Below are 24,700 nucleotides of genomic sequence, written 5' to 3' on the forward strand. Positions count from 1 at the left end.
CGGGCCTCCTGTGACTGGCTTCTGGGCGCACATTATTCTGTGGGCGAAGCTGTCACTTTGATTGCGCACAACTGCGGTTGTCCGAATATGTAAAGAAATGTAAAAGCGGCTTATGGCGCAGCATATCCTCATCGTCGAAGACGACCGCACAACCCGGATGCGGCTTGCCGCATACCTACAAGAGCAGGGGCATCGCGTCAGCATGGCCGAGGATGCGGACGAGATGGAAAGCATAATCGAATACGATCCGCCGGATCTGTTGCTGGTCGATATCAACATGGACGGAAAGGATGGCCTGACAATCACCCGTGAACAGCGTGCGAAATCACGGGTTGGTATCATCCTGCTGACAGCCCGAGATGATCAAGTCGACAAGATCGTCGGATTGGAAATGGGCGCCGACGACTATGTGACCAAACCCTTCGACAAACGCGAGCTGGCGGCGCGGGTGAAAAACCTGCTGGCCCGGATTGCGGATATCGGGCAGGCGCCCGAGGGCGCTCCGCCGGTCGAATTGTTTGGTGTTTGGTGTTTTGATCGGATTCGGCGCCGGTTGGTCTCGGCCGCAAGAACGGAAACGCTTACACCTCAGGAATTCGCGATCATGACAGCGCTGGCGGATCATCCCGGGCAGACGCTCAGCCGTGCGCGGCTGTCCGAGCTGATCGGCCGCAGTTCAAGCCGCGCCAATGACCGGATGATCGATGTGGTGGTTGGACGGCTGCGCAAGAAGCTGGAAAAGGACCCGGCCAATCCCGAATGGATTCTGACCCAACATGGTCAGGGCTATCACTTCGTTGATCCGGCCTCGACCTGAAGCCCCGCCTCGGCAGCCGCCGCTTCAAGGGTCGCCGCCGCAGTCTTGGCACTGGCGCAGACCCGATCCAGCAGGGCCTCGCCGGCATCACTGTCCTGGGCCTCCAACTCGGCAAGCAGCGTACACAAGGCTTCAAGCTGGAAGTTCGAAGCAGCCCCTTTCAATCGGTGGGCGGCCTTGCGTTGCTGGGCGGCTCGAGTGGATTTGATCGTTTCTATTGCCTCGGGCAATGCGCGCAGAAACTCGGATACGATCAGCCCCGTTGTTTCGGGGCCAAGATCTGAAATATCGCTGCGCAGACTGTCCAGAACTGCGGCTTCGTGCCGGGGCGTTTCGGTCGGGCTGACGGGCGAAAGAACTTCCGTCAAAGCCCTGGGCGAGATCGGCTTGGCCAGAATGCGGGCAACACCCAGCCGGGCGCGGTTCTGTTCGGTGTCATCAATCAGATGCGCCGTCAGCGCGACCAGCATCGGCGCGTGTTCCCCGGTGCCGATCCGTGCGGCTACTTCCTCGCCCCGCATGTCCGGCAAATCAAGATCGATCAGGACCAGATCGAAGCGGTTGTCATGGCAGCACTTCAATCCTGCCATTCCGGTTTCGGCTTCCTGCACCTGACAGCCCAGCCGCTCCAGATACCCCCGTGCCACCATACGGTTCACGGCATGATCGTCGATCACCAGAACATTGCGGTCAAGGTCAGCCTCGGACAGTTGGGTTTCGTCTTCGACCACACAGTCGGCATCGCCGGGCATCAACGGGACGGTCAGAGTAAACCGGGTGCCGACGCCGGGTTCACTTTCGACGCTCAGCGCCCCGCCGAGCGCTTCGGTCAGATTGCGCGAGATGGCAAGGCCGAGGCCAAGACCCTCAATACCTGCGCGCTTTACGGCTGCTGTCCGTGTATAGGCATCAAACGCCTGAGCGATCGCCTCGCGCGTCATGCCAATTCCGGTGTCGGCCACCGTGAAACTGACAACGGGCTGTCCGGTGTCATCCGCCACCGCATGGTCCACAGTAAGCGTGACGGTCCCGCGCTTGGTATATTTGACCGCGTTCGAGATCAGGTTGCCCAGAATCTGGCGGATTTTCAAAACATCGCCGAACAGCACCAGGGGCGCGGGTTCTGCGAGTTCGACAACGGTCTGCAACCCTGTCTTGGCGGTCAGCGACTGCAACTGGTGACCAAGCTGGCCAACCAGATCGCGCAGGTGAAAATGCACTGGGTTCGTGCGATTGCCGCTGTCTTCACTGCTGGCATAGTTCAGGATGTCACTGGTGATCTCGAGCAATTCGCGGGCCGAGCGGTGTGCCGTTCGCACCCGATCTTGCCGGGCCTTGTCCGTCACTTCGGCCTCCAGCAGCCCCAGCATCCCGATAATACCGTTCAGCGGGGTGCGGATTTCATGACTCATCCGGGCCAGAAACTCGGTCTTGCTGCGGTTTGCGGCCTCGGCCTCGGTGCGCGCCGCGTCCGAGGCCTGCATTTCGGCGACGACATCGCCGGTGCGCGCGATCACCGCATCTTCGAGATGTTCGCGCAGCTCGGCCGCTTCGCTTGCACGGCGGCGCAGGATGTTGAGCGCTTTTTCCATGCGCCCGATCTCATCATGGCCGCTGATTTGCATCGGAGCGCCATATTCCCCTTCTGCCACGGCCACGATGCGCCGGGCCAGCTCTCCCAGACGGGCGACCAGCTGCCGCCGGGCATAAAGCCACAAGATCGAACCGGTGATCACCGCTGCAGCGACCACCACAAGCAATGCGATGTTCATCACGGACGACTGCCGTTCTGCCGCCGCGATCTGGGCGACCCCCTGAGCCTGCACGGCGTCACGAGCCTGTCGGGCTTGCGATGACAGGCTGGCGATCATGGATTGCAGGCGTTGACTGTCGTCAGCAATGGCCATCTGCAAGGCGATTCTGTCCCGCTGTGTATCGACCAGCCCGCCTTGCGTGATGGTCCCGTGCAGCTGGTGCAGCACAGCCTGGGCCGTATCCCGCGCCGTAGGTGTCGGCAGATAGCGGATGCGGCGGTCGGCCAAAGTCAGACGATCCGATAGCTCGGCGCGCAGATCGGCCAACGCATCCGGCGCGGCGATCACCTGTACCTGCTGCAGCTTCAGCCGGATCGCATCAACCACGTTTGCAAGCTCGGTCAACCGTTCGAAGGCAAAGAAATGGCGATCCGCAAGCTCGTCCAGCGCCGGGCGCGGGTCGCCATCAGACTCGGTATAAATCCCTACGATACCCGCTGTTATCCTAAGGCGCGCCAGATCGGTCTCGTCGCTGACGAGTGCATCCAGTTGGCCCGCCAGTTGGATGATCTCGCTCGTTTGCTCCGCGATCCGGAGGGCAAGCTGCAACTCCTCTTGCCCGTTTTCGGCCATTTGGGCGACAATTTCGCTGGCACGAGGTTCCGGCCCCGCGCCTGCCATGGCGGGGGTCATGCCCTGCAGGACCTGAACCCCACGTTCGATGCTTTCGACGGTCTGGCCAAGCGCAACTGAAATGCGATCAAGATCATCGCTGGTATCCGCCTGCGTGAATGCGGTGGCAAGCGTTCCGACAACTTCGGCAGAGGCTCCGATCCGGCTGGCCAGCTCAATCGCGGGCAGGTTGGTTTCGATCAGCTCGTTCTGCGTGCGTATAAGATATCGGTTGACGGCAATCGCGACGATACCCACCATAATGGCAAGCGCCCCCATTGCCGAAAGAATCTGGATCAGCCGCGTGTCAAATCTCGTCCGTCGCATTGTCAGACACTACGGGGCCATCTGGGCTGGTTCAATCTTGGTGACCGGACTATGTGTCGCGTTCTGGTCTGCCGCTGCGGCAGGTCCGCGGCCTCTGGTGTGCGTGCTTGTTCCCCATTTCAAGGATGAATACTGGCTAAGCGTCGGCTACGGCTTGGAACAACAGGCTGAGCGGTTGGGATTGGACCTTCTGTTCTATGAGGCGGGCGGCTATCGCGCCCGGTCCCGGCAGATCGGGCAGATTGATACCTGCCTCGAACAGGGCGTCGATGCGATCCTCATCGGTGCGGTGACATCCGATCACGCAGATCTGATCGCCGCGATAGAACAGGCAGCGCTGAGGACCCCCGTTTTTGGTCTGGTCAACGAGCTTCATGCAGAGACGCTGAGCGGGCGCATCGGTGTCGACTGGCAGGATATGGGACAAGCCGTTGGGCATCATTTGGCCAAGCTGCATCCCCAAGGATCGCCAGCAAAAACCGCAATCCTCATTTCTGGCCCGTCAGAAGCCGGTTGGACCGGCCCGCTGGAGGCCGGGCTGCGCAATGGCCTGAGCGGCAGCGAGGTAACAATCCTAGAGGTCTTTGGTGCCGATACGGGCCTGAGCCAGCAATTGGCTCAGGTCGAAACGGCCTTGGAGCGCTATCCCGATGCCGATTATCTGATCGGCAGCGCCCCCGCGATCGAGGCGGCCATTGGCACCCTAATGCACTCCGACAACCCGAAACCGCCCGGGTTGATTTCGACCTATATCAGCCACACAGTCATTCGGGGCCTGATGAATGGCAAAGTTCTGGCGGCCCCCTTCGATGACCCGACCGAGCAGGGAACTATGGCGCTTGATCAAGTTGTGGCCGTCCTGACCTCAGGAGAGCGAGAAGGGCTGATCGGCCCCGACATCGTTCTTTTGACCCGTTCGGACGCGGAATTGACCAAGATACTCATTTCGCCTGCCGAGTACTTTCCAAACATTCAGTAATCGCCAGTGATTTCATCGCTTAGGTTCCCCTCCTAGTGATTTGATCCGCAGTTGTGAGTGAAGGTGCCTGATTAACAGTGCGCGAGCCTATGTGTTCGCACTTTGTTCCAGTTTCGTCTATGCTACTTGTTATGCAGTTACTTTTGATGCCTGACGAGCGCACGGACCGATTGGTCGCAATTCATAGGCGGCTGTTTTGCTGTTTTGGTCAACCTGGATCGTATTTCCTGCTGGATCCTGTCTCGCAATTGGTCATGGGGCTCGTAGGGGGGAGGACCCGAGGAGACGTATCGGCTGCGGCCTTTCTCCGCCTTCGGAAGCGGTTTGCCGATTGGGAAAGCCTTCGGGACGCGCCTGCCGCCGAAATCCGGCGTTTCATCTTTGATGTCACATTTTCTGAGGTTAAGGCGCCCAAGCTCAAAGAAGCACTTCAGGCAATCACCGCCAGCCAAAACGCGCTAACGCTGGATTTTCTGCGGACGTTTTCCGTGAACTCAGCACTCGGATGGTTGGAACAGTTGCCCGGCGTAGGCCGGAAAACAGCCGCAACTGTCTTGAACTTCAGCACGCTTAGAAAGCCTGCCCTTGTTCTGGACACCCATCATTTGCGTGTCCTCAGACGTCTGGGTCTGATCGGACAGCGCGATAGTACCGAAGAGGTTTACGAACGACTGGTTCCGCTATTGCCCAACAGTTGGAACGCAAAGGACATCGACGACCATCATCAGCTTGTAAAAATGCTTGGCCAAAGACTGTGCCGTTCAACCCAGCCGGTATGTTCCCTATGCCCTTTACGCGACATTTGCATGAATGGTCGGGCAGCGTCGGATTAGTCCGCTATCGAGGGCTGCGCATGCTGCGCTTGATCATGAAGGCCAGCTTTTGCCGGGGTTCGCTCCATTTGGAACCGACCGGGTGCGGTCAACTTTTGGTGCTACGGTGCCTTGGTCTGATGATCTCCACCAGTTGTTATTCGAATATCACATGTGTCGTTCAAGGGGGGCGTTATCCGTGAACGTTCCAATTGGGTTTGTTGCTTTGGATTAAAAGCTCTTCGATTGCGCTCCTGACTTCATCAGGGGCAACGTGAACTACACTCACACCAATATCTTGATTGTTCTTCAGACACATTTGCACATTTTCAAGCTGTGCTCCTGTACGTCTGTCTTTTGAAAACAGGTGTTGGCACAGTCGCTCTCTTATGCCTCGGGATTTCCTTTGGCCGATGTATTGAAGTCGCCAATTGTCGGTACCTTGATCCCTCGACCAAAGAGCATATACGTTGCCGCCCTCAACCAGGAGCGCTTTGAGGGAAGCCCTGTTAAGCTGACGAGATTCTTTCATCCTCTGTGTCAGGCAGCTGTGCGGATCGGCTTCATAGGCGATTTTGACAACTCGTTTTTGATCCAAAAGGATATCTCCGGCTTTTGTAGCCGCAGCCTCAAGCTCAGTGGTTAAGTCAATACTTGTTTGGTTTCGTTCTGTCATAGTCTTGCAGGTCAAATGAAAATGAATACGCCGTGCAACCTGATCTAGCTGGTTTGTTTTTGATTGTAAGCAGATAACCGTTTCGTAGAGGCAGAGTTTCTCTGCGGGTTGCAGCCGAAGGAATGTGAGAAACCAGCCACGAAACTCTTCGTCGCCCAAGGTGAATGGGTTGACGTATGGCGGGTTGGATATTGGCGATTGATCTCAGGTGCAGTGATTCTGCGCCGCTACATCTGTCGTGCGCTATTATCCTTTTGGCAGCCTTGGGTAGGCGCGACAGGGGTTTTCGGACAACATCACATCCCAGTCCAGCACAGTCGAAGCGCCTGCAAACTGGCGCATCATATCAACCCAGCAATCATAGTCTGAGACCAGATTGAGAACCGGCCAGTCGCTGCCGAACAGCACGCGGTCCGGTCCGAAAGCGCCAAGCACGTGGTCCAGATAGGGTTTGAGATCCTCCAAACCTGCGCCCTCGGGGGCTTCGGTCAAAAGGCCCGAGAGTTTGCAGAAGGTATTGGGGTGTGCCGCGATGGCAGCGATGTTCTGTGCCCAGTCTTCAAAACGGCCCTCATGGAACTCGGGCTTCGCGCAATGATCGACTACGACCTGAAGATCGGGATAGCGGCGCAGAAACGTGTCGAGCACGGGCAGATGCTTTTGTAGAACGAGCGCATCAAATGTCAGGTCGTTTTCAGCCACCGCAGCCAACCCCTTTTCAAGCGCCGGCCGTAGCATCCACTGATCGTCTGCGATGTCCTGGATCATGGGTCGGACACCCAGGAATTTCGGTGACGCGGCCAGTCTCTGCACCACATCAGCCGCGCTTGTGCTTTCCAGGTCCACCCAGCCAACCACCCCGACAATCCAGGAATGGTTTTGCGCAAGGTCCAGCAGAAACTCGGTTTCGGCGACATTGTCATCTGCCTGAACGACAATTGTGCCGGTGATGCCATTATTTTGCAGTAGCGGCTGCAAATGCTCCGGTTCGTAATCGCGATAGAGCGCGGGCAGATCTTTGGGCATCCAGGCGTAGCCGCCGCGCGACAGGCGCCAGAAATGCTGATGGGTGTCAATCATCGGTTTTGTGTGCTGATCCATGATGTATCCCCCATTCAGCTAAGCAGCTGCTCCGCGCGCCATCAGGCTTGCGACTTGCCCGTATAGAAATCGGTCAATTCATCGGCCAGCGATTTGTAGAGCAGATGAACTTCTTCCAATCCAGGAACGTCCAGTTGATCGATCCTTTCCAGGAAGGGACAGTTCACGACGCTGACGGCTCGTCCCTCGTGGTCGAGCACCGGATAGGCAAGGTTTGTCACCCCAACTGCGGTGGCTGATGGCATTCGCTCATAACCCCACTCGCGGATGCGGGCCACATGCTCTCTGAATTCGACCGGGTCCAGTTTTGGTTCGCCCTGTGCCAGCCGGTGCTTGTCCAGTAGCTCGTCAAGTGCTGCGTCACTGCGGAACGCCGCCAGCACGCGCCCGGTGCCGGTATTTCCAAGGCCAATCACGGTCCCGACGCGCAACGCCAAACCCCAATTCCCGGGAGAGGCGATCGATGCGACAACAACAATGTCTCCGTTGCTTTCCATGCCCATATGGCAGGACTGCCAGGCTTTTCGCGTAACGGCCCGCATTTTGGGTGGCGCCATTTCAAGCAACCGTTCGACCGGAGGATACCTTTGCGAAATCGCAAACATTTTCAGACTGAGAGAATAAAGATCGTCATCAGACGACCGGATCACATATCCGCGCCGTACCAAAGTCGAGAGCATCCGATAGATCTCGCTTTGAGAACGATCGAGCGCGCGGGCAATGTCGCCTTGGGCCAGCCCGTCGGCGTGCTGGGAAAGCAGTTCGATAATGTCCAGCCCCTTCTCAAGGGCAGGGGCGCGATATTTCTCAGAAGCTGCCGACACGTATTCCTCCCAGGTCGCGTATTAGGACGACTGCCTGCGATGGTGGCTTGAATATATGGCAAATGTCAATGTTGATTTATTTGTGAATAAATGTTTTAAATACGAATGTAGGCGATGCAGGAGAGTCGCCAAAGGTTAAAACTAGGGAGAAGCACGTGATGAAATCGTCCAGAACAATCAGCGGGTTGCTGGCCAGCTGCGCCGTCATGGCCGCAGGTGCGGTGCACGCCGAATCGGACTGGGGATCGTTCCCCGGGGCTGTTGTCGAAGCCAAGCTGATCGGTGGTCAGCAGTATGAGGGCCTCTATGGCCGCATCGCTGAGTGGGAAGAAGCCACAGGTGCCAAGGTCGATATCATCTCGAAGAAAAGCCATTTTGAGATCGACAAGGAAATCAAGTCGGACATGGCCGCTGGCACCACGTCGTGGTGCGTGGGGTCGAACCACTCGTCCTTTGCGCCTCAGTACGAAGGTCTCTATGCCGACCTGAACGGGCTGGTTTCGGAAGACACGATTTCTGAATTCGTTGCGGGCAACATCAACGCCTCAACCGTGAACGGTGAATTGCTGATGCTGCCGCGCGCGCAGTTTGACGTCTCGGTACTGTATTATCTCAAGTCGAACTACGAAGACGCCGACAAGGCCGCGAAGTTCAAGGCGGAATATGGTTATGATCTGGCCGTTCCCGAAACATGGGAGCAGGTGAAGGATCAGGCGATCTTCTTCGCAGATCCGCCGAATTTCTATGGCACGCAATATGCAGGCAAGGATGAGGCCATCGTTGGCCGGTTCTACGAGATGGTTGTGGCCGAGGGCGGTAACTATCTGGACGAAAACAAGAAACCCATCTTCAACTCGGACGCGGGTCAGCGCGCATTGCAGTGGTTTGTTGACCTCTACGAAGCACAAGCGGTTCCTGCAGGGACCACATCCTACGTATGGGACGATCTGGGCCAGGGCTTTGCCAGCGGCACGGTCGCGCTGAACCTGGATTGGCCGGGCTGGGCCGGGTTCTTCAACGATCCTGAATCCTCCAAGGCGGCGGGCAATGTTGGTGTTGCGATCCAGCCGATGGGGTCGGTCACACGCACCGGGTGGTCGGGCCATCACGGTTTCTCGGTCACCAATGACTGCGAAAACAAAGAGGCCGCCGTCTCGCTCGTAAAATTCCTGACCAGCGAAGACAGCCAGCTGGCTGAATCCGCCGGTGGTTCGCTGCCCACCCGCAGCGCCGTCTGGGAAGCCAACGTCGCCGCAGCGCAAGCCGGTGACGATCCGTTCCGCGCCGAAGCTCTGGCCGCTTTTGCTGCCGGTGCCGAATATGCCTTCGCGGTTCCGCCGATCCCGGAATGGGGTGAGACCACCAATATCGTCTTCCCCGAACTGCAGGCCGCCATCGTCGGTGACAAATCCGTCGAGGACGCGCTGAACGACGCCGCCGAGGCGGTGGACGAGCTGATGCGCGAGTCCGGCTACTACTAAGGGCTCCTCCGGCCCGTGCGGGGGCGGCGACGCCCTCGCACACTACACACTCAACCCAAGGAAAGACGTTATGCGCCGCCGCTTACCGGAGTGGTTTGTCCTTCTGTTGCCTGCATTCATCATCATGGCAGCCGTTGTTCTGATCCCGCTCCTCTTCTCGCTGTACTCCAGCTTTACTCCGTACAAGCTGACGCGTCCGTCGTCGCTGTGGCGCTGGATTGGCACGGCGAACTACGAAAAAATCCTTGGAGACTGGAAGTTCTGGTCCGCATTTGGCCGTACCGTTTTGTTCCTGACCATCGCGCTGAACCTGGAACTGCTGCTGGGGCTGGGCATCGCGCTGATGATGAACAAGGTCACATGGGGTCAGCGCACCCTGCGGACGATCCTGATGTTCCCGATGATGTTCTCGCCCATTCTGGTAGGCTTTCAGTTCAAGTTCATCTTCAATGACAACATCGGTCTGGTGAACAATGTGCTGCAATCGCTGGGCATCACCGACGCTGCGCTGCCGTGGCTGGTGGATGGCAAGCTGGCGATGTTCTCGATCATCTTCGCCGAGGTCTGGATGAGCACATCGGTCTTCGCGATCCTGATCCTCGCGGGCCTATTCGCCATGCCGCGTGACCCGCTTGAGGCCGCCAAGGTCGATGGCTGCACCGCATGGCAGACCTTTCGCCACATCACGCTGCCCTTCCTGATGCCGTTCATCTATATCGCAATGACCATCCGCTCGCTGGACGTGGCGCGGGCCTATGACATCGTGCAGATCATGACCGGTGGCGGGCCTGCCCGCCGGACCGAGCTACTGTGGACGCTGATGAGCCGCACCGGCTATGTCGACGCCCGCATGGGGCTGGCCAATGCGATGGGCTATGTCTCGATCCTGCTGTCGATTGCCTTCACCATCTACTTCTTCCGCAAACTCAGCGCCGCACGCGCCGAGCTGGGCATGGGGGGCTAAGCGCATGGACCGCAATCAATCCTACCGCAACCAGCGCCGCCTGATGAAGGTACTGCACCTGACCGGCCTGTTTCTGGTGATGTCGATCATCTGCATTCCCGGCCTGTGGATCGTGCTGAACTCGTTCCGCCCGACGGTTGAGATCATGGCAAAACCGCCGGTCTGGACCCCGACCTTCACGCTGGACCACTACCGCGCCATGTTCGGTGGTGCGGGTGAGGGCGGCGTGCCGGTGTTCCAGTACTTCCGCAACTCGCTGATCGTGTCGGTCACGTCGACCGCGATTGCCATCCTGATCGGGATGGGCGGCGGCTATGCCTTTGCGCGCTATCGGTTCAAGTTCAAGAACGGCTATTTCGTCGGCCTGATGCTGTTCCGCGCCGTGCCCGGTGTGGCCCTGTCGCTGCCGCTGTTCATCGTCTTTGCCAAAGCGGGCCTGATCGACACGCATTTTGGCCTGATCCTTGTCTATGTGGCAATGAACGTGCCCTTTACCATCTGGTTGACCGATGGCTTCTTCCGCCAGATCCCCAAGGAACTGCACGAAGCCGCTGAAATCGACGGCTGCACCCGCTGGCAGGCCTTCTGGCGGGTCGAGTTTCCAGTGGCGCGCTCGGGCGTGGCATCGGCGGCGATCTTCGCCTTCCTGACTTCGTGGAATGAATTCGCGCTGGCCTCGCAGCTGACCCGCTCGGTTGGGTCCAAGACGATGCCCGTGGGCCTGCTGGATTTCACCGCTGAATTCACCATCAACTGGGGCGGCATGTGCGCGTTGGCCGTGCTGATGATCCTGCCCGCCCTGATCCTGACCTTTATCGTGCAGAAGCACCTGATCGCCGGCCTGACCTTTGGCGGCGTGAAAGGATAATGAAATGACCGAAGTTACACTCAACAACGTCGTCAAACGCTATGGCAAGCATCAGGCTGTGCATGGCATCAATCTGGACATCCATGACGGTGAATTCCTGGTGCTGGTCGGCCCCTCGGGTTGCGGCAAGTCCACGACCTTGCGCATGATCGCCGGGCTGGAGGACATTTCCGACGGTGAGATTTCCATCGGCAGCCGCGTGGTCAACGACCTGCCCCCGCGCGAGCGCAACATCTCGATGGTGTTCCAGAACTATGCGCTTTACCCGCATATGACGGTGCGCGAAAATCTGGGCTTCACGCTGCAGATTGCCAAGCGTCCTGAGGCCGAGATCACCAAGGCCGTGACCGAAGCGGCGGCGATCCTTGGGCTCGACGAGTTGATGGACCGCAAACCGGCGGAACTGTCTGGTGGTCAGCGCCAGCGCGTCGCCATGGGCCGTGCCATCGTGCGCCACCCGGATGTGTTTCTGTTTGACGAGCCGCTGTCGAACCTTGACGCCAAGCTGCGCACGCAGATGCGGGTCGAGATCAAGAAACTGCACCAGCGCGTTGGCAATACCATCGTTTACGTAACCCACGATCAGGTCGAGGCGATGACGCTGGCGGACCGTATCGTGCTGATGCGCGATGGCCATATCGTGCAGGTCGGCACCCCGCTTGAGCTGTTCAATACGCCGGTCAATACCTTTGCCGCGACCTTTATCGGCTCGCCTCCGATGAACCTTGTGGATGGCGTCGTCACCGATGCGGGAACCATCGTTCTGAAGGATGCGATCACAGTGCCCGTCCCGGCTTCGGCGCGCGATCATGTGCGGGCCGGACAGGCGGTACAATTCGGATTCCGCGCCGACAACCTGATGCCCGTCGGCCATGCGGTCGAGGAACGCGGCGAACTGGTCGATTTGGAGCTGCCAGTTGCACTGGAAGAGCCTCTGGGCACCGAAACCCTGCTGTTCGCCGAACTAGCAGGCGTCGAGGTTCAGGCCAAGATGTTCAACCCGCGCCCGGTGCATCCGGGTGAAACACTGCCGTTCCACCTTGTTCTCGACAAGTGCCACGTCTTCGACGCGGGCACTGGCGAGGCCCTGAGAGGGTAAGCAACCGTGGCCACCATCACCCATATCGAACTGCGCATGATCGACCTTATTCCCAAGGTCAAACGGGTCGATGCGATTCAGTCTTTTGTCAGTCAGGAAACGCCCATCGTGACCGTGACCGACAGCGACGGGGCGCAGGGTGTGGGCTATTGCTATACCATCGGTACCGGTGGTCCTTCGGTGATGGCGTTGCTGGAAAAGACCCTCGCGCCTGCTCTGATCGGGCGCGATGCGGACCGGATCGAAGGCATCTGGCGCGATCTGCTGTTTCTGACTCATGCGACGGCGGTGGGGGCGATCACATCGCTGGCTTTGGCGGCGATTGATACGGCTCTGTGGGATTTGCGCTGCCGCAAACAAGGACTGCCGCTTTGGAAAGCCGCAGGTGGCACGCGGGATCGCATCCCGCTCTATTCGACCGAGGGCGGCTGGCTGCATCTGGAAACGCAGGCCTTGGTCGATGACGCGCTGGCGATGCAGGCGCAGGGGTTCCGGGGCTCAAAGATCAAGATCGGGCGCGACCATCTGAGCGAGGATGCCGCCCGTTTGGCCGCTGTGCGCGAGGCGGTCGGGCCGGGTTATGAAATCCTGACCGACGGCAATCAGGGCTTTACCCTGTCCGAGGCGATCCGCCGGGCGCAGGTTTTGGAAGACTACAATATCGGCTGGTTCGAGGAACCTCTGCCCGCTGATGACGTCGCAGGTCATGCCGAGCTGTCGCGCCGCACCTCGGTTCCGATAGCCGTCGGCGAAAGCATGTATTCGCTGAGCCAGTTCAAGGACTATCTGCAAGCAGGCGCGGCCAGCATCGTGCAGGTCGACGTGGCGCGGATTGGGGGGATCACCCCGTGGCTGAAAGTCGCGCATCTGGCCGAGGCGTATAACGTCATGGTCTGCCCGCATTTCCTAATGGAGTTGCACCTGCCACTGGTCTGTGCCGTACCAAACGCAAAATGGCTGGAATACATCCCGCAGCTTGACAGTGTGACCACGCAGGCGATGCGCATCGAGGATGGCTTTGCCATTCCGTCAGATGTGCCCGGGCTTGGCATCGCATGGGACTGGCAGGCTATTGCCGCCCAGTCCACGCCGATTGAGATCACGGAGGGCACATGATGCAACGTATGGGCATGGTGATCGGGGTAAAGCCCGAAAAGCTGGAAGAATACAGGCGCCTGCACGCCGCTGTCTGGCCGGATGTGCTGGCCCAGATCGCCAACAGCAATATCCGCAACTACACGATCTTTTTGCGTGAACCCGAGAACCTGTTGTTCGGGTACTGGGAATATCACGGCACCGATTTCGAAGGGGACATGGCCCGCATGGCGCAAGACCCCAGAACGCAGGAATGGTGGAGTTTCACCGATCCTTGCCAAAACCCGCTGCCCAGCCGCGCCGAAGGCGAGAAATGGGCACCCATGATTGAAGTATTCCACACGGATTGAGGACGACATGACCAAACCACAGGGCCGTCTGGCCGGAAAGAAAGCGCTGATAACCGCCGCAGGGCAGGGCATTGGCCGCGCCAGCGTCGAGAAATACGTGGCCGAAGGTGCGCAGGTGATTGCTTGCGATATCAACGATGCAACACTTGCGGAACTGGCTGCGATCGACGGTGTGACAGCCTTGAAGCTGGACGTCACCAATGCGGATGCCGTGGCCGAGGTGGTAGCAACCGCCGGCGCTTTGGACGTGTTGTTCAATTGCGCGGGGTTCGTGGGGGCCGGGTCCATTCTGGAATGCGATGATGACCAGTGGGATTTCAGTTTCGATCTGAACGTCAAGGCGATGTACCGGCTGGCCAAGCTGGTGCTGCCCGGCATGTTGGAAAATGGCGGCGGCTCGATCATCAATATGTCCTCGGTCGCCTCGTCGATGAAAGGCGTGCCGAACCGCTTCTCGTATTGTGCATCCAAAGCGGCCGTGATTGGCCTGACCAAATCCATTGCCGCCGACTTCATAACTCAGGGCATCCGCTGCAACGCAATCTGCCCCGGCACCGTCGACAGCCCCAGCCTGCACGACCGCCTGCGCGCCACCGGCGATTACGAGCAGGCGATGAAAGACTTCATCGCGCGCCAGCCCATGGGCCGCATCGGCCACGCAGATGAGATTGCCGCCTTGGCCGTCTATCTGGCCAGCGATGAGACTGCATTCACCACCGGACAGACCTTCGCCATCGATGGCGGCTGGACCGTTTGATCAGGGAGATTTGAGATGAAACTGCTGCGTTACGGTCCGGTTGGACAAGAAAAACCCGGCCTGATGGATGAAAACGGAGAGATCCGCGATTTGTCCGGAAAAGTAAGCGACATCGCGGGCGACGCGCTGTCGGACGCCGGGCTTGATGCCCTGCGTGCGTTGGACGTGAATGCGCTGCCGGTGGTCGAAGGTGCGCCGCGTATCGGCGCTTGCGTCGGTCAGGTGGGCAAGTTCATCTGCATCGGCCTGAACTATGCCGACCATGCCGCCGAATCCGGCATGGCGCTGCCCGAAGAGCCGGTGATCTTCTTCAAGGCCACCTCTGCGATCATGGGCCCCGATGACACCGTGGAAATCCCGCGCAACTCGGCCAAGACCGACTGGGAGGTCGAGCTGGGCGTGGTGATTGGCAAGCATACCAAATACGTTTCCGTCGAGGACGCGCTGGACCACGTCGCGGGCTATTGCGTGATCAACGATCTGTCTGAACGCGACTTTCAGCTGCACCGCTCGGGTCAGTGGGTCAAGGGCAAGTCCGCCGACACGTTCGGCCCCATCGGCCCCTGGCTGGTGACGCGCGACGAGGTGCCGGACCCGCAGAACCTGCCGATGTATCTTGAGGTGAACGGGCATCGCTATCAGGACGGCTCGACCAAGACGATGCATTTTGACGTGGCGACCGTGGTCTCGCACCTGTCGCAGTTCATGTCGCTGCAACCGGGCGATGTGATCTCGACCGGAACGCCTCCGGGCGTGGGTCTGGGCCAGAAACCCGAGGTCTATCTGAAACCCGGCGACGTGATGGAGCTGGGCATTGAAGGGTTGGGCGTACAGCGCCAGAAAGTCGAGGCCAGCAAATGACCCGTATCACAGGCATTCGTACCGAAGATTTGCGCTTTCCGACCTCGGACAGTCTGGACGGGTCGGACGCGATGAACCCCGATCCGGATTATTCCGCCGCCTATGTGGTGCTGGAAACCGATGGCGCGCATGAGGGCCACGGCCTGACTTTCACCATTGGACGCGGCAACGAGATCTGCGTCGCCGCGATCGAGGCGCTTGGTGCGCTGGTCATCGGGCTGGATCTGAACTGGATCACCGAAGATATGGGCCGGTTCTGGCGTCATATCACGGGCGACAGCCAACTGCGTTGGATTGGCCCCGATAAGGGCGCGATCCATCTGGCCACCGGCGCGGTCGTGAACGCCGCGTGGGACCTGTGGGCCAAAGAAGCGGGCAAGCCCGTCTGGCAACTGGTCGGCGAGATGAGCCCGGAAGAGATCGTGCGCCTGATCGACTTCCGTTACCTGACCGACGCGATCACGCCGGACGAGGCGCTGGCGCTGCTGCGCGCCGCCGCGCCGGGCAAGGCCGAGCGTGTGGCAAAGCTGAAGGCCGAAGGCTATCCCTGCTACACCACCTCGGCAGGCTGGCTGGGCTATTCCGACGACAAGCTGCGCCGCCTGTGCCGCGAGGCCAAGGAGGCGGGCTTTACCCACACCAAATTCAAAGTCGGCCGCGATCTGGACGACGACATCCGCCGCCTGACCATCGCGCGCGAAGTGCTGGGCGAAGACATGAACATCATGATCGACGCCAATCAGGTGTGGGAGGTCGATCAGGCCGTTGACTGGGTCAAAGCGCTGTCCTTTGCGCGGCCCTTCTTCATTGAAGAGCCCACCAGTCCTGATGACGTGTTCGGCCACAAGGCGATCCGCGAAGGGGTGGCTCCGGTCAAGGTCGCCACCGGCGAGATGTGCCAGAACCGCATCATCTTCAAGCAGTTCATCAAGGAAGGCGCGATCGACATCGTTCAGATCGACAGCTGCCGGATGGGCGGGCTGAACGAGGTGCTGGCGGTCATGCTGATGGCGGCGAAATACGATCTGCCTGTCTGGCCCCATGCGGGCGGCGTGGGCCTGTGCGAATATGTCCAGCACATGTCGATGATCGACTACGTCGCGATCTCGGGCGAAAAAGACAGCAAGCGGATCGAGTTCGTGGACCATCTGCACGAGCACTTCATCGACCCCTGCGTGGTGAAGAACGGTGCCTACATGGCCCCCGACAAACCTGGTTTCTCAATCGAGATGAAACCCGAAACCATCAGAGATTTCCGGTTCCTGCCCAAACTGGCAGCGGAATAACCCCCGCCGCCTGACCATAAAAGCAACAACAGTCGGGCGGCTTATCACCCAACCTGGAGGAATGAGAAAATGTTGAACTTTGGTAAAACGGCCTTTGGGGCCGCCTGTATTTTTGCGCTCAGCGCAACGGCTGGTCTGGCACAGGAAACCCTGCGCTTTGGCCACGTGTATGAGGCCTCGACCCCCTATCACGCCGCTGCCGTAAAAGCCGCCGAGCTGCTCGAGGAAAAGACCGATGGCCGCTACAAGATGGAGGTCTTCCCGGCCTCGCAACTGGGCAAAGAGGCCGCGCTGAACGAAGCGCTGTCGCTGGGCACCGTCGACGCGATCTATACCGGTGTGGCGTTCCTGGGGCAGTCCTATGGTCCGATCAGCATCTCGGATTACCCGTTCACCATGCGGTCCTATGATCACTGGAAAGCCTATGTGAACTCGGACCTATTCGATGAGATGGCCGATGAGTACAAGAACATCTCGGGCAACACGATTGCGACCATGACCTATTATGGCGCGCGTCACGTCACCTCGAACAAGCCGATCCTTGCGCCGGGCGACATGGAAGGCCTGAAGATCCGCACGCCGAACGCGCCTGCCTATCAGATGTTCCCCGAGGCAACCGGTGCGAACCCCACCCCGATGGCTTTTGCCGAGGTGTATCTGGCCCTGCAGCAAGGTGTTGTGGACGCTCAGGAAAACCCGCTGCCGACCATCCAGTTCAAGAAGTTCTATGAGGTGCAGTCCAACATCAACCTGACCGGTCACATCACCAACTCGCTGGCGGTCGTGGTCTCGCCGGTGACGCTGGGCAAGATGGGCGATGATGGTCAGGCGCTGCTGGACGCGCTGTCCGAGGCCGCCTCGGCCACGTCGGATGAGATCGTGCTATCCGAGGCCGAGCTGGCCGACTGGTTCCGCGAAAAGGGCGTGACTGTGAACGAGGTTGATCGCGCGCCGTTCATGGAGGCAGTCGCCCCTCTGCTGGTTGGCGATACCGTTCCTTGGGATGCCGAGACGTTCGAACGTCTGCAGGCGATCCAGGAATAACGTGACACGCCGGACCCGGGCGCGCCCTGGGTCCGGCCTTTACGCACGAGGTATGCCTGGATGACACAGACCGAGACCCCACCCGAAATCGACTTTGACGCGCTTGCCGCCGAGGACGATGCGCATTTCCGCAACTATCGTATCACCGTGCCCGATTACGGCCTGCTGGCCCTGTTCGGCCTGCTGTTCGGCGTCGTCTTTCTGCAGTTTTTCACCCGCTATGTCTTGAATGACTCGATCGCCTGGACCGAAGAGGCCGCGCGCTACCTGCTGATTACTCTGGGCTTTGCCGGGGCCATTCGCTGTCAGGCGGTGGGCAGCCATATCGTTCTGGAGTTCGTCGATAAGCACTATGGCCGCTTGCTGAGCTGGGTGCATGTCTTTGCGCTGGTGGCAACCTTCGTTCTGTTCGTCGTCATCATCTGGTCGGCCTGGGAGCTGATCCAGCGCACGTCGTTCCAGCAAATGGTCTCGCTGCCGTTCCCGAAATACTACCTGCACGCCGCGGTCATGGTGCTGGCGGTCGGAAATCTGGGGGTTGTGACCTATCAGATTGTCGCGCGGGTGAAGCAGCTGAAGGAAGGCGTCAACAAATGGGCCTGATCATTCTTTTCGTATCGCTGTTCGGCCTGATGCTGATGCGCGTGCCAATCGCGTTTTCGCTGGCGCTGTCGTCGTTTGCCTACATCCTCTATTCCGGCCTGCCACCGGTGCTGTTGATGCACAACATGGTCAACGGCATGGACAGCTTCCCGCTGTTGGCGATCCCGTTCTTCATTCTGGCCGGAGCGCTGATGAACTCGGCCGGGATCACCGCGCGCATCTTCGGCTTTGCCCGCGCCATCGTCGGTTGGATGCATGGCGGTCTGGGTCATGTGAATGTGGGCGCCAGCATTATCTTTGCCGGTATGTCGGGCGCTGCGGTTGCCGATGCCGGCGGTCTTGGTGCGATTGAAATCAAGGCCATGCGCGAAGCGGGCTATGACGACGATTTCAGCGTCGGTGTCACCGCGGCTTCGTCGACCATTGGGCCGATCATTCCACCCTCGCTGCCGCTGGTGATCTTCGGGGTCATGGCCTCGGTCTCGATCGGCAAACTGTTTGTCGCCGGGATTGTGCCGGGTCTTCTGATGGCGGTGTCGCTGTCGATCATGATCTGGTGGATGTCGCGCACGCGGAACTATCCGCGTGACGTGAGCTTTAGCCCCTCGGTCATCGCCACACGCTTCAAGGCAGCCTTCCTGCCGTTGATGACACCCGTCATCATCGTGGGTGGCATCGTCTCGGGGGCCTTCACCCCGACCGAAGCAGCCATCGGGGCCGCAGCCTATGCGCTGATCCTCGGCACTTTGGTCTATCGCACGCTGACCGTTCGGAAGCTGGCCGTGATTTCGCTGGAAACCATCGAGACAACGGCGGCGATCATGATGATCGTGGGCGCAGCCTCGGTTTTCGCCTGGATCCTGACCGCCAATCAGGTTGCCGCGCATTTTGCAGAATTCGTGCTGTCTTTCACTGACAGCAAGGCCGTCGTGCTGCTGCTGATCATGGCCGTGGTCCTGATTGTCGGCCTGTTCATGGAAACCATTGCCGCGATTTCGATCCTGGTTCCGGTGCTGATGCCAGTGGCTGCGCAGTTTGGCATCGACCCGGTGCATCTGGGGATCATCGTCATCCTGAACCTGATGCTGGGTCTGCTAACCCCGCCTGTTGGGATGGTGCTGTTTGTGCTGTCGCGGGTGTCTAAGGTGCCGTTCGAACAATGCGTGCGCGCGACCCTGCCGTTCCTTGTTCCCTTGCTTGGCGTCCTGCTGCTGCTGACCTTCGTTCCAGCACTGGTCCTTTGGCTGCCAAACCTGCTTTATGGATCGTAAAATCCGGTCCCTTTCCTGGAGACAAAGATGAAAACCAACCAAATCGGCAATACCGACCTGAAAGTGACCGAACTGTCCTTTGGTTGCGCCAGTATTGGTAACCTCTACCGAGAAACCTCGGACGCGGACGTACAGGATGTTCTGAACACCGCGTGGGAGGCCGGAATTCGGTATTTCGACACGGCTCCGCATTACGGGCGCGGCCTGTCGGAACAACGTCTGGGTCAGTTTTTGTCCGGCAAATCCCGGTCAGACTATGTGATCTCGACCAAGGTAGGTCGGGTCCTGTCGCCGGGCCAAGCCATGGCCGAGGCAGACGGGTTCGTAAACCCGCTGCCCAATAACGTGCGCTACGACTATTCAGGCGACGGGATCGAGGCGTCGCTGGAAAGCAGTCTGGAACGGCTGCAGACCACCATGGCGGATATCGTATTCGTGCATGACATCGGCACCTATACCCACGGTGTCGATAACGCGGCCCAGATGGAGGCGTTTCTGGGCAGCGGCTATGACCGGCTGGTGAAGCTGAAGGAACAGGGCCGCATCCGAGCGTTTGGGCTGGGGGTGAACGAAAACGAAATCTGCCTCGATGTCATGAACCACGGCCCGATTGACGTGATTCTGCTTGCCGGTCGTCTGACCTTGCTGGATCGCTCAGCCGAAGAGGCGCTGACCGCGCAATGCCATGCGCAAGGCACCAGCCTTGTCCTCGGCGGCGTCTTGAACTCTGGCATCCTGGCTACCGGCCCGATCGAAGGCGCGACCTATGATTATCAGCCAGCTTCACCCGAGATACTGGACCGTGTCCGGACACTGCAGGAAAAGGCCGAAGGGCTTGGCCTGCCCTTGGCAACGGCCGCGTTGCACTTTGCGAAATCGCACCGGCTGACATCATCTGTCCTGATCGGCACGTCGAAGGCGACAAGCCTGACGCGAAACATCGAAGCAATGGCCCAAGCTACCCCGGATGCGTTTCACACTGTATTCCGGTAGGAGTTTTTCGGGCACTGAAACTCCTCTCGTGCTTGGGTCAAGTTGACAAATGGCGGAACCAAGGCCGGATCGACACGATGCCTATGAAGTTCAGAAAACTCTCTGCGGTCTTGTCATAGCCGGTCGATCTTGTAGACAACAATCTGATCCATACGGTTCACGTTTGCAGTACGGCTATCACATAATGGCAGTGCAATCGTGCCAGCATCGACTGTATGGGCGTCGTCTTACAAGCGATGTTCTTCTATCTGCTCCACTCAGTTTCGCACTCTGATCCAGAAGGGATTCTGGCCGATCGTGATGTCGAGGTCGTTCACACGAGGCTGAACCGCCGGACCGTCAAATACGTGCCATTGGTTGCCCGCATTTGCATGGTGTCTGGCACAGTTCCGCTCTGGTTCAGAGCTTCCATGATCTTTTCCCATAGCTTGGCCAACGTCCAACGCCTGAACTGCGGCAGACACTGGACCACTTGTAGGACTTATCTCGCAGGTTCCGTCATGGCCTGCCCGTTCGGAATACGGATGGCTAACGTGAAGTGCCCAAAATGCTCGTTCCTCATCTGAAATCAGGTCTCGTACAGGGATGCACACTTACAAAATTAGGCGACTTTCAAAGCAGTTTTTCTATCAGCGATACACCGTTTACGCGTCGGAAAGAATCGCCGGACTCTCAAGCAAACTGAGTCTGGGTAAACGAATAATACCTTTCCTCTGCAGATTGAGGTTCACTGCGTTTGCGAAAACAACTCAAAAAGTTCGATAGTGGTTTTCACTCCGACTTTCTGCTGAATGCGGCCCCGGTGAATTTCGACCGTGCGCGGGCTGATACCCAACTCGGTGGCGATTTCCTTACTCGAAGTACGGGCGGGGTGGGTCAGGATGTGGTGCAGCACCTGTTCCTCACGCTCGGTCAGCTGGCCGCGTTTGTCCGCCAATTCCTGCCGCCGTGCCTTTTCCGCGCGCAGCTGTGCACCCACATCCCAAGCCGCCTCAATCCGTTCGATCAGAACGGTCAGATCAAAGGGTTTTTCCAGAAAATCAATCGCACCCGCCTTGGTTGCCCGCACGGATTCAGGAATGCCGCCATGACCCGAGATAAAGATGATTGGCAGGGTCGACTTCTGACGGACCAGATGATCCTGCAGCTCCAGCCCGTCCATGCCAGGCATCCCATAATCCAGGATCAGGCAGCCAGCAGCATCCGGGCTGACCTGATCCATAAACGATTGGGCATCGGCGAAATGCGCGACACTCATGCCCCGCTTACCCAATGATCGCGACAGGGCAATACGCACATCATCATCGTCATCGACAATAAATACAGTCAGCGGTTCTGCGATCATGGGGTGCCGTCCTCCGGGCTGTCGCTGCGGCGCAGGGTGAAACAGAACCGCGCGCCCGACTTGACTTCTGAGTCATGCCAGATCGTGCCGCCGTTCGCCTTGATGATGGTGCGGCAGATCGACAGGCCTAACCCCATTCCGTCGCTTTTTTGGGTATCAAACGTGTTGAACAGGGTCACATTGGCACTGACGCCGGGTCCGTTGTCCTCGACCCGGGTTTCGACAAAATCCGCCGTGATCCGGGTGGTGATCGTGATCCGGCCGGCGGCGACCGGGGCGCGGGCCAGCGCGTCGATGGCGTTGCGCAACAGGTTGACCAAAACCTGCGCGATTTGCGTCCGGTTGCCGATGACCTGCGGCAGGGCGGTCTCGGCACAGGTCAGAGCGATGTCATTCACCCGGGCCTCGCCCTCCATTAGCGTCACGGTCTGCCGGATCAGGCCGCCCAGTTCGAACGGGGTTTGCCGCCCCCGGTCCTTGCGCACAACTTCCCGCAGGGCGCGGATAATGTCGCCAGCGCGCCGCGACTGGCGGTCGATATCGGTTAGAATCTGGGTCAATTCGGGGTCCGGATCGCCGATTTCCTCAAGCGTGATCTTGGCCGCATCCACATTGTAGGAAATCGCGCTGAGCGGTTGGTTCAGCTCATGCGCCAACCCCGAGGCCATCTCGCCCATCAGGTTCACCCGCGCCACATGCGACAGATCGCGGCTGAGGCGGCTGGCCTCAGCCTCGGCCTGTTTGCGGTCGCTGACATCGTCGACGATGGCAACCGCGTGGTCAGGTACGCCGTTTTCATCGCGGATCAGGATCGCGTTCACCCGCAGCCAGATGGTCGAGCCATCCTTGCGGATGAACTGGTTTTCCACGATGAATTCGGAATCCTGCAGCAACGTTTCGCGGAACTTGACCGCGATCTGCTGGCCGTCATCGGGCAGTGTCTCGGCCAGCGTCATGTTCTCTAATTCACCGGGCTGATAGCCCATGATATCGCAAAGCTGCGCGTTCACCCGCTGGAACCGCCCAGATTCCGGCGAAATCTGCGCCATCCCGCGGGAGGCCAGATCGAAGGTGCGGCCATAGGCGGTCTCGAACCGTTGCCTTTGCCGAACCTCCTGCGTCAGGGCCGCACCGGTATCTTCAAGCTCACGATAGGGGCTGTGCAGGCCTTCATCGGGCGTTATCTCTCCGCTGGACAGGCGTTGGGTCTGGCTGGCAAATGTGCGCACCGGGGCATAGATGCGGTCGGCCAGCGCTAGACCGATCGCCCCGGTCAGGATGGCGATAGACAGCGCGATCCAGATACCCTGCACCCGGTTTTTCTTGATCTCGCCGATGAAACTGTCCTCGGCGGCATACAATCCGATCAGCCAGTTCAGACCGGGTTCGGACACCTCGATCAGCATGGCGACATAATCCTGCCCGCCCAGTTCGAAATCCGTATGCACCGGGCCTGTAATTCCGGCCCGACCGGTCTGCGCCACCGTACCAAAAGCCTGCCGCGCCAGCGGATCGTCGATCTGGTCCACCATCGGCAGTTCGGGATTGTCGAAATCCGCATCCGTGTCGATCAGCACCAGCGTCGGGTGTGCCAGAACCGAGCCGTCTTCATTCAGCACCAGTGCCGCGCCACGCCGTTCCGACCAGATATTCAGCAGGAAGCCGGACAGCGCATCGATCTGAATGTCGACACCCAGAATGGCGCGGATGTTTCCCGCCTCGTCCAGAACCGGCACTCCATAGGTGATACCCGGCTGGCGGGTGGTGTAGAAGATATAGGGCTGGGTCCAGATCGGGGCTTTCGCCTCGGTGACCATGGTGAACCACGGACGGGTGCGGGCCTCATAGGTGTCGGTCTGGGTCTCCGCGGTGTCCAGCAGGGTGAACCGGTCATTGCGCCATTGGAAATCCGCCGGGTGCTCGGTGATCTCGGGTGCAAAGGGCGGGATAACCTTGGTCCGATAACGACCGGGTTCCTCGGTGCGCATGACGTAAACAAAACGCCCGCTTTCATCGGCCAGGTAAATCCCCGCTAGTTGCGGGGCCACCTGCAATTGCTGGAAGAAATGGCTTTCCAGCGCCGCCGTATCGTTGATGTTCAGAACATCGTTTTCGGCCAGCCGTCGTGTCGCGTCCAATACCTGCCGCGCCGGGTTCAGAAAGTTCTTAACCTGTCCGATGACATTGACGCTGACCTCATTCAGAGAGATGCGCGACTGCCGCAACAGCGCGTTTTCCGAGCTGACAAAGGTCGACAGAGTGACCGACAACACAGCCACGAACTGCAGCCCCGCCAGACACAAAGCCAGCGTGGCGCGCAGTGACCTGCGTCGGCGGCCGGGTTCGGTCTGATCCCGGTGGAGAGCCTGTTGCGCTGTGGTGTCCAATCTTCAGTCCAGACGGTCTTTGCGGGCGGGTTATGCCATGATGCCCGCTCCATAACCCCCGAGCCTATACGTAATCTACCGTATAGACACGCGTTGTTTGGTTTCGCTTTCATCTACTGCATCTGGGTGGCTGATTCCAAAACCGTTTTTTGGGTCGATCAGGCATTCTCATAAGGATCAAAAAAGACTGACAACAGGAGTGTCAAAGTGCTCAATAAATCTTCAATTGCTGCGGTTGTTACTGCGGCCTTTATGGCTCCGGCGGCGTATGCGGAGGAATTCATCACGATTGGCACCGGCGGTGTGACGGGTGTGTATTATCCGACCGGCGGTG

Annotated in this window: 22 protein-coding genes and 1 pseudogene; 16 read left to right on the forward strand and 7 right to left on the reverse strand. The window is 59.1% G+C overall.

All coding sequences use genetic code 11. The features are described 5' to 3' along the window. Window positions 1–112: 112 nt before the first annotated feature. The gene (locus ACR0NT_RS18430; protein WP_170448892.1) at window positions 113–817 is read left to right on the forward strand and encodes a response regulator; all 705 of its coding nucleotides are present in this window, start codon (window positions 113–115) and stop codon (window positions 815–817) included. On the opposite strand, the gene ACR0NT_RS18435 is transcribed toward ACR0NT_RS18430, so the two are convergent. Continuing rightward, window positions 790–3,570, reverse strand: a complete 2,781-nt coding sequence (locus ACR0NT_RS18435; RefSeq protein WP_170675030.1) for an ATP-binding protein — start codon at window positions 3,568–3,570, stop codon at window positions 790–792. The genes ACR0NT_RS18430 and ACR0NT_RS18435 overlap by 28 nt on opposite strands. Window positions 3,571–3,610: 40 nt before the next feature. Between ACR0NT_RS18435 and torT the strand changes: the two genes are divergently transcribed. Then, entirely contained in the window at window positions 3,611–4,549 is a 939-nt protein-coding gene (gene torT / locus ACR0NT_RS18440; protein ID WP_480443474.1) for a TMAO reductase system periplasmic protein TorT, read from the forward strand. A 131-nt stretch (window positions 4,550–4,680) separates the two neighbouring features. Then, window positions 4,681–5,382 (forward strand): HhH-GDP family DNA glycosylase, encoded by a 702-nt coding sequence (locus ACR0NT_RS18445; protein ID WP_170448898.1) that lies wholly within the window; start codon window positions 4,681–4,683, stop codon window positions 5,380–5,382. A 172-nt stretch (window positions 5,383–5,554) separates the two neighbouring features. On the opposite strand, the gene ACR0NT_RS18450 is transcribed toward ACR0NT_RS18445, so the two are convergent. The 3 genes from ACR0NT_RS18450 to ACR0NT_RS18460 all read right to left on the reverse strand — a co-directional run bounded on the left by ACR0NT_RS18450 (window position 5,555) and on the right by ACR0NT_RS18460 (window position 7,962). Further along, the gene (locus tag ACR0NT_RS18450; protein ID WP_170675034.1) at window positions 5,555–6,196 is read right to left on the reverse strand and encodes a hypothetical protein; all 642 of its coding nucleotides are present in this window, start codon (window positions 6,194–6,196) and stop codon (window positions 5,555–5,557) included. Between the two features lie 87 nt (window positions 6,197–6,283). Further along, window positions 6,284–7,138, reverse strand: coding sequence for an amidohydrolase family protein (locus tag ACR0NT_RS18455; protein ID WP_480443476.1), 855 nt, complete (start codon window positions 7,136–7,138; stop codon window positions 6,284–6,286). 41 nt (window positions 7,139–7,179) lie between these two features. Beyond that, window positions 7,180–7,962 carry an IclR family transcriptional regulator gene (locus tag ACR0NT_RS18460; RefSeq protein ID WP_170448902.1) on the reverse strand — a complete coding sequence of 261 codons (783 nt, stop codon included), beginning with the start codon at window positions 7,960–7,962 and terminating at the stop codon, window positions 7,180–7,182. Window positions 7,963–8,120: 158 nt separating this feature from the next. Between ACR0NT_RS18460 and ACR0NT_RS18465 the strand changes: the two genes are divergently transcribed. From ACR0NT_RS18465 to ACR0NT_RS18525, 13 genes are all read left to right on the forward strand, one after another. Continuing rightward, the gene (locus tag ACR0NT_RS18465; RefSeq protein ID WP_170675036.1) at window positions 8,121–9,443 is read left to right on the forward strand and encodes an extracellular solute-binding protein; all 1,323 of its coding nucleotides are present in this window, start codon (window positions 8,121–8,123) and stop codon (window positions 9,441–9,443) included. Between the two features lie 70 nt (window positions 9,444–9,513). Beyond that, window positions 9,514–10,407, forward strand: coding sequence for a carbohydrate ABC transporter permease (locus ACR0NT_RS18470; RefSeq protein ID WP_170448907.1), 894 nt, complete (start codon window positions 9,514–9,516; stop codon window positions 10,405–10,407). 4 nt (window positions 10,408–10,411) lie between these two features. Then, window positions 10,412–11,275, forward strand: a complete 864-nt coding sequence (locus ACR0NT_RS18475; RefSeq protein WP_170448909.1) for a carbohydrate ABC transporter permease — start codon at window positions 10,412–10,414, stop codon at window positions 11,273–11,275. 4 nt (window positions 11,276–11,279) lie between these two features. Further along, window positions 11,280–12,374 (forward strand): sn-glycerol-3-phosphate ABC transporter ATP-binding protein UgpC, encoded by a 1,095-nt coding sequence (locus ACR0NT_RS18480; protein ID WP_170675038.1) that lies wholly within the window; start codon window positions 11,280–11,282, stop codon window positions 12,372–12,374. Window positions 12,375–12,380: 6 nt separating this feature from the next. After that, window positions 12,381–13,490, forward strand: coding sequence for a mandelate racemase/muconate lactonizing enzyme family protein (locus ACR0NT_RS18485; RefSeq protein WP_170675040.1), 1,110 nt, complete (start codon window positions 12,381–12,383; stop codon window positions 13,488–13,490). After that, the gene (locus tag ACR0NT_RS18490; RefSeq protein ID WP_480443479.1) at window positions 13,487–13,819 is read left to right on the forward strand and encodes an L-rhamnose mutarotase; all 333 of its coding nucleotides are present in this window, start codon (window positions 13,487–13,489) and stop codon (window positions 13,817–13,819) included. The genes ACR0NT_RS18485 and ACR0NT_RS18490 overlap by 4 nt, the downstream gene beginning before the upstream one ends. A gap of 7 nt (window positions 13,820–13,826) precedes the next feature. After that, window positions 13,827–14,576: an SDR family oxidoreductase gene (locus ACR0NT_RS18495; protein WP_170675042.1), complete on the forward strand. Its 750-nt coding sequence runs from the start codon at window positions 13,827–13,829 to the stop codon at window positions 14,574–14,576. A gap of 15 nt (window positions 14,577–14,591) precedes the next feature. Further along, a complete protein-coding gene (locus tag ACR0NT_RS18500) occupies window positions 14,592–15,437 on the forward strand; it encodes a fumarylacetoacetate hydrolase family protein (RefSeq protein ID WP_170675044.1) in 846 nt (281 codons plus the stop codon). Continuing rightward, window positions 15,434–16,723 carry an L-fuconate dehydratase gene (locus tag ACR0NT_RS18505; RefSeq protein ID WP_170448921.1) on the forward strand — a complete coding sequence of 430 codons (1,290 nt, stop codon included), beginning with the start codon at window positions 15,434–15,436 and terminating at the stop codon, window positions 16,721–16,723. Before ACR0NT_RS18500 ends, ACR0NT_RS18505 begins: the two co-directional genes overlap by 4 nt. 69 nt (window positions 16,724–16,792) lie before the next feature. Further along, window positions 16,793–17,767, forward strand: a complete 975-nt coding sequence (locus tag ACR0NT_RS18510) for a sialic acid TRAP transporter substrate-binding protein SiaP (RefSeq protein ID WP_170675046.1) — start codon at window positions 16,793–16,795, stop codon at window positions 17,765–17,767. A gap of 60 nt (window positions 17,768–17,827) precedes the next feature. Beyond that, entirely contained in the window at window positions 17,828–18,370 is a 543-nt protein-coding gene (locus tag ACR0NT_RS18515) for a TRAP transporter small permease (RefSeq protein ID WP_170675048.1), read from the forward strand. After that, complete coding sequence (locus ACR0NT_RS18520) at window positions 18,361–19,641, forward strand: TRAP transporter large permease (protein ID WP_170675050.1); 1,281 nt, start codon at window positions 18,361–18,363, stop codon at window positions 19,639–19,641. The genes ACR0NT_RS18515 and ACR0NT_RS18520 overlap by 10 nt, the downstream gene beginning before the upstream one ends. Before the next feature lie 27 nt (window positions 19,642–19,668). Then, window positions 19,669–20,634 carry an aldo/keto reductase gene (locus ACR0NT_RS18525; protein ID WP_170448928.1) on the forward strand — a complete coding sequence of 322 codons (966 nt, stop codon included), beginning with the start codon at window positions 19,669–19,671 and terminating at the stop codon, window positions 20,632–20,634. Between the two features lie 37 nt (window positions 20,635–20,671). On the opposite strand, the pseudogene ACR0NT_RS18530 reads toward ACR0NT_RS18525, so the two are convergent. The 3 genes and pseudogenes from ACR0NT_RS18530 to ACR0NT_RS18540 form a co-directional block, all read right to left on the reverse strand. After that, a pseudogene (locus ACR0NT_RS18530) lies at window positions 20,672–20,761 on the reverse strand (IS5/IS1182 family transposase); the annotation flags it as partial. 600 nt (window positions 20,762–21,361) lie between these two features. Continuing rightward, a complete protein-coding gene (locus ACR0NT_RS18535; RefSeq protein WP_170448930.1) occupies window positions 21,362–21,979 on the reverse strand; it encodes a response regulator in 618 nt (205 codons plus the stop codon). Continuing rightward, complete coding sequence (locus ACR0NT_RS18540) at window positions 21,976–24,366, reverse strand: ATP-binding protein (RefSeq protein WP_170675052.1); 2,391 nt, start codon at window positions 24,364–24,366, stop codon at window positions 21,976–21,978. The genes ACR0NT_RS18535 and ACR0NT_RS18540 overlap by 4 nt, the downstream gene beginning before the upstream one ends. Between the last annotated feature and the right edge of the window lie 334 nt (window positions 24,367–24,700).

This window comes from Ruegeria sp. AB10 (genome assembly GCF_056542745.1).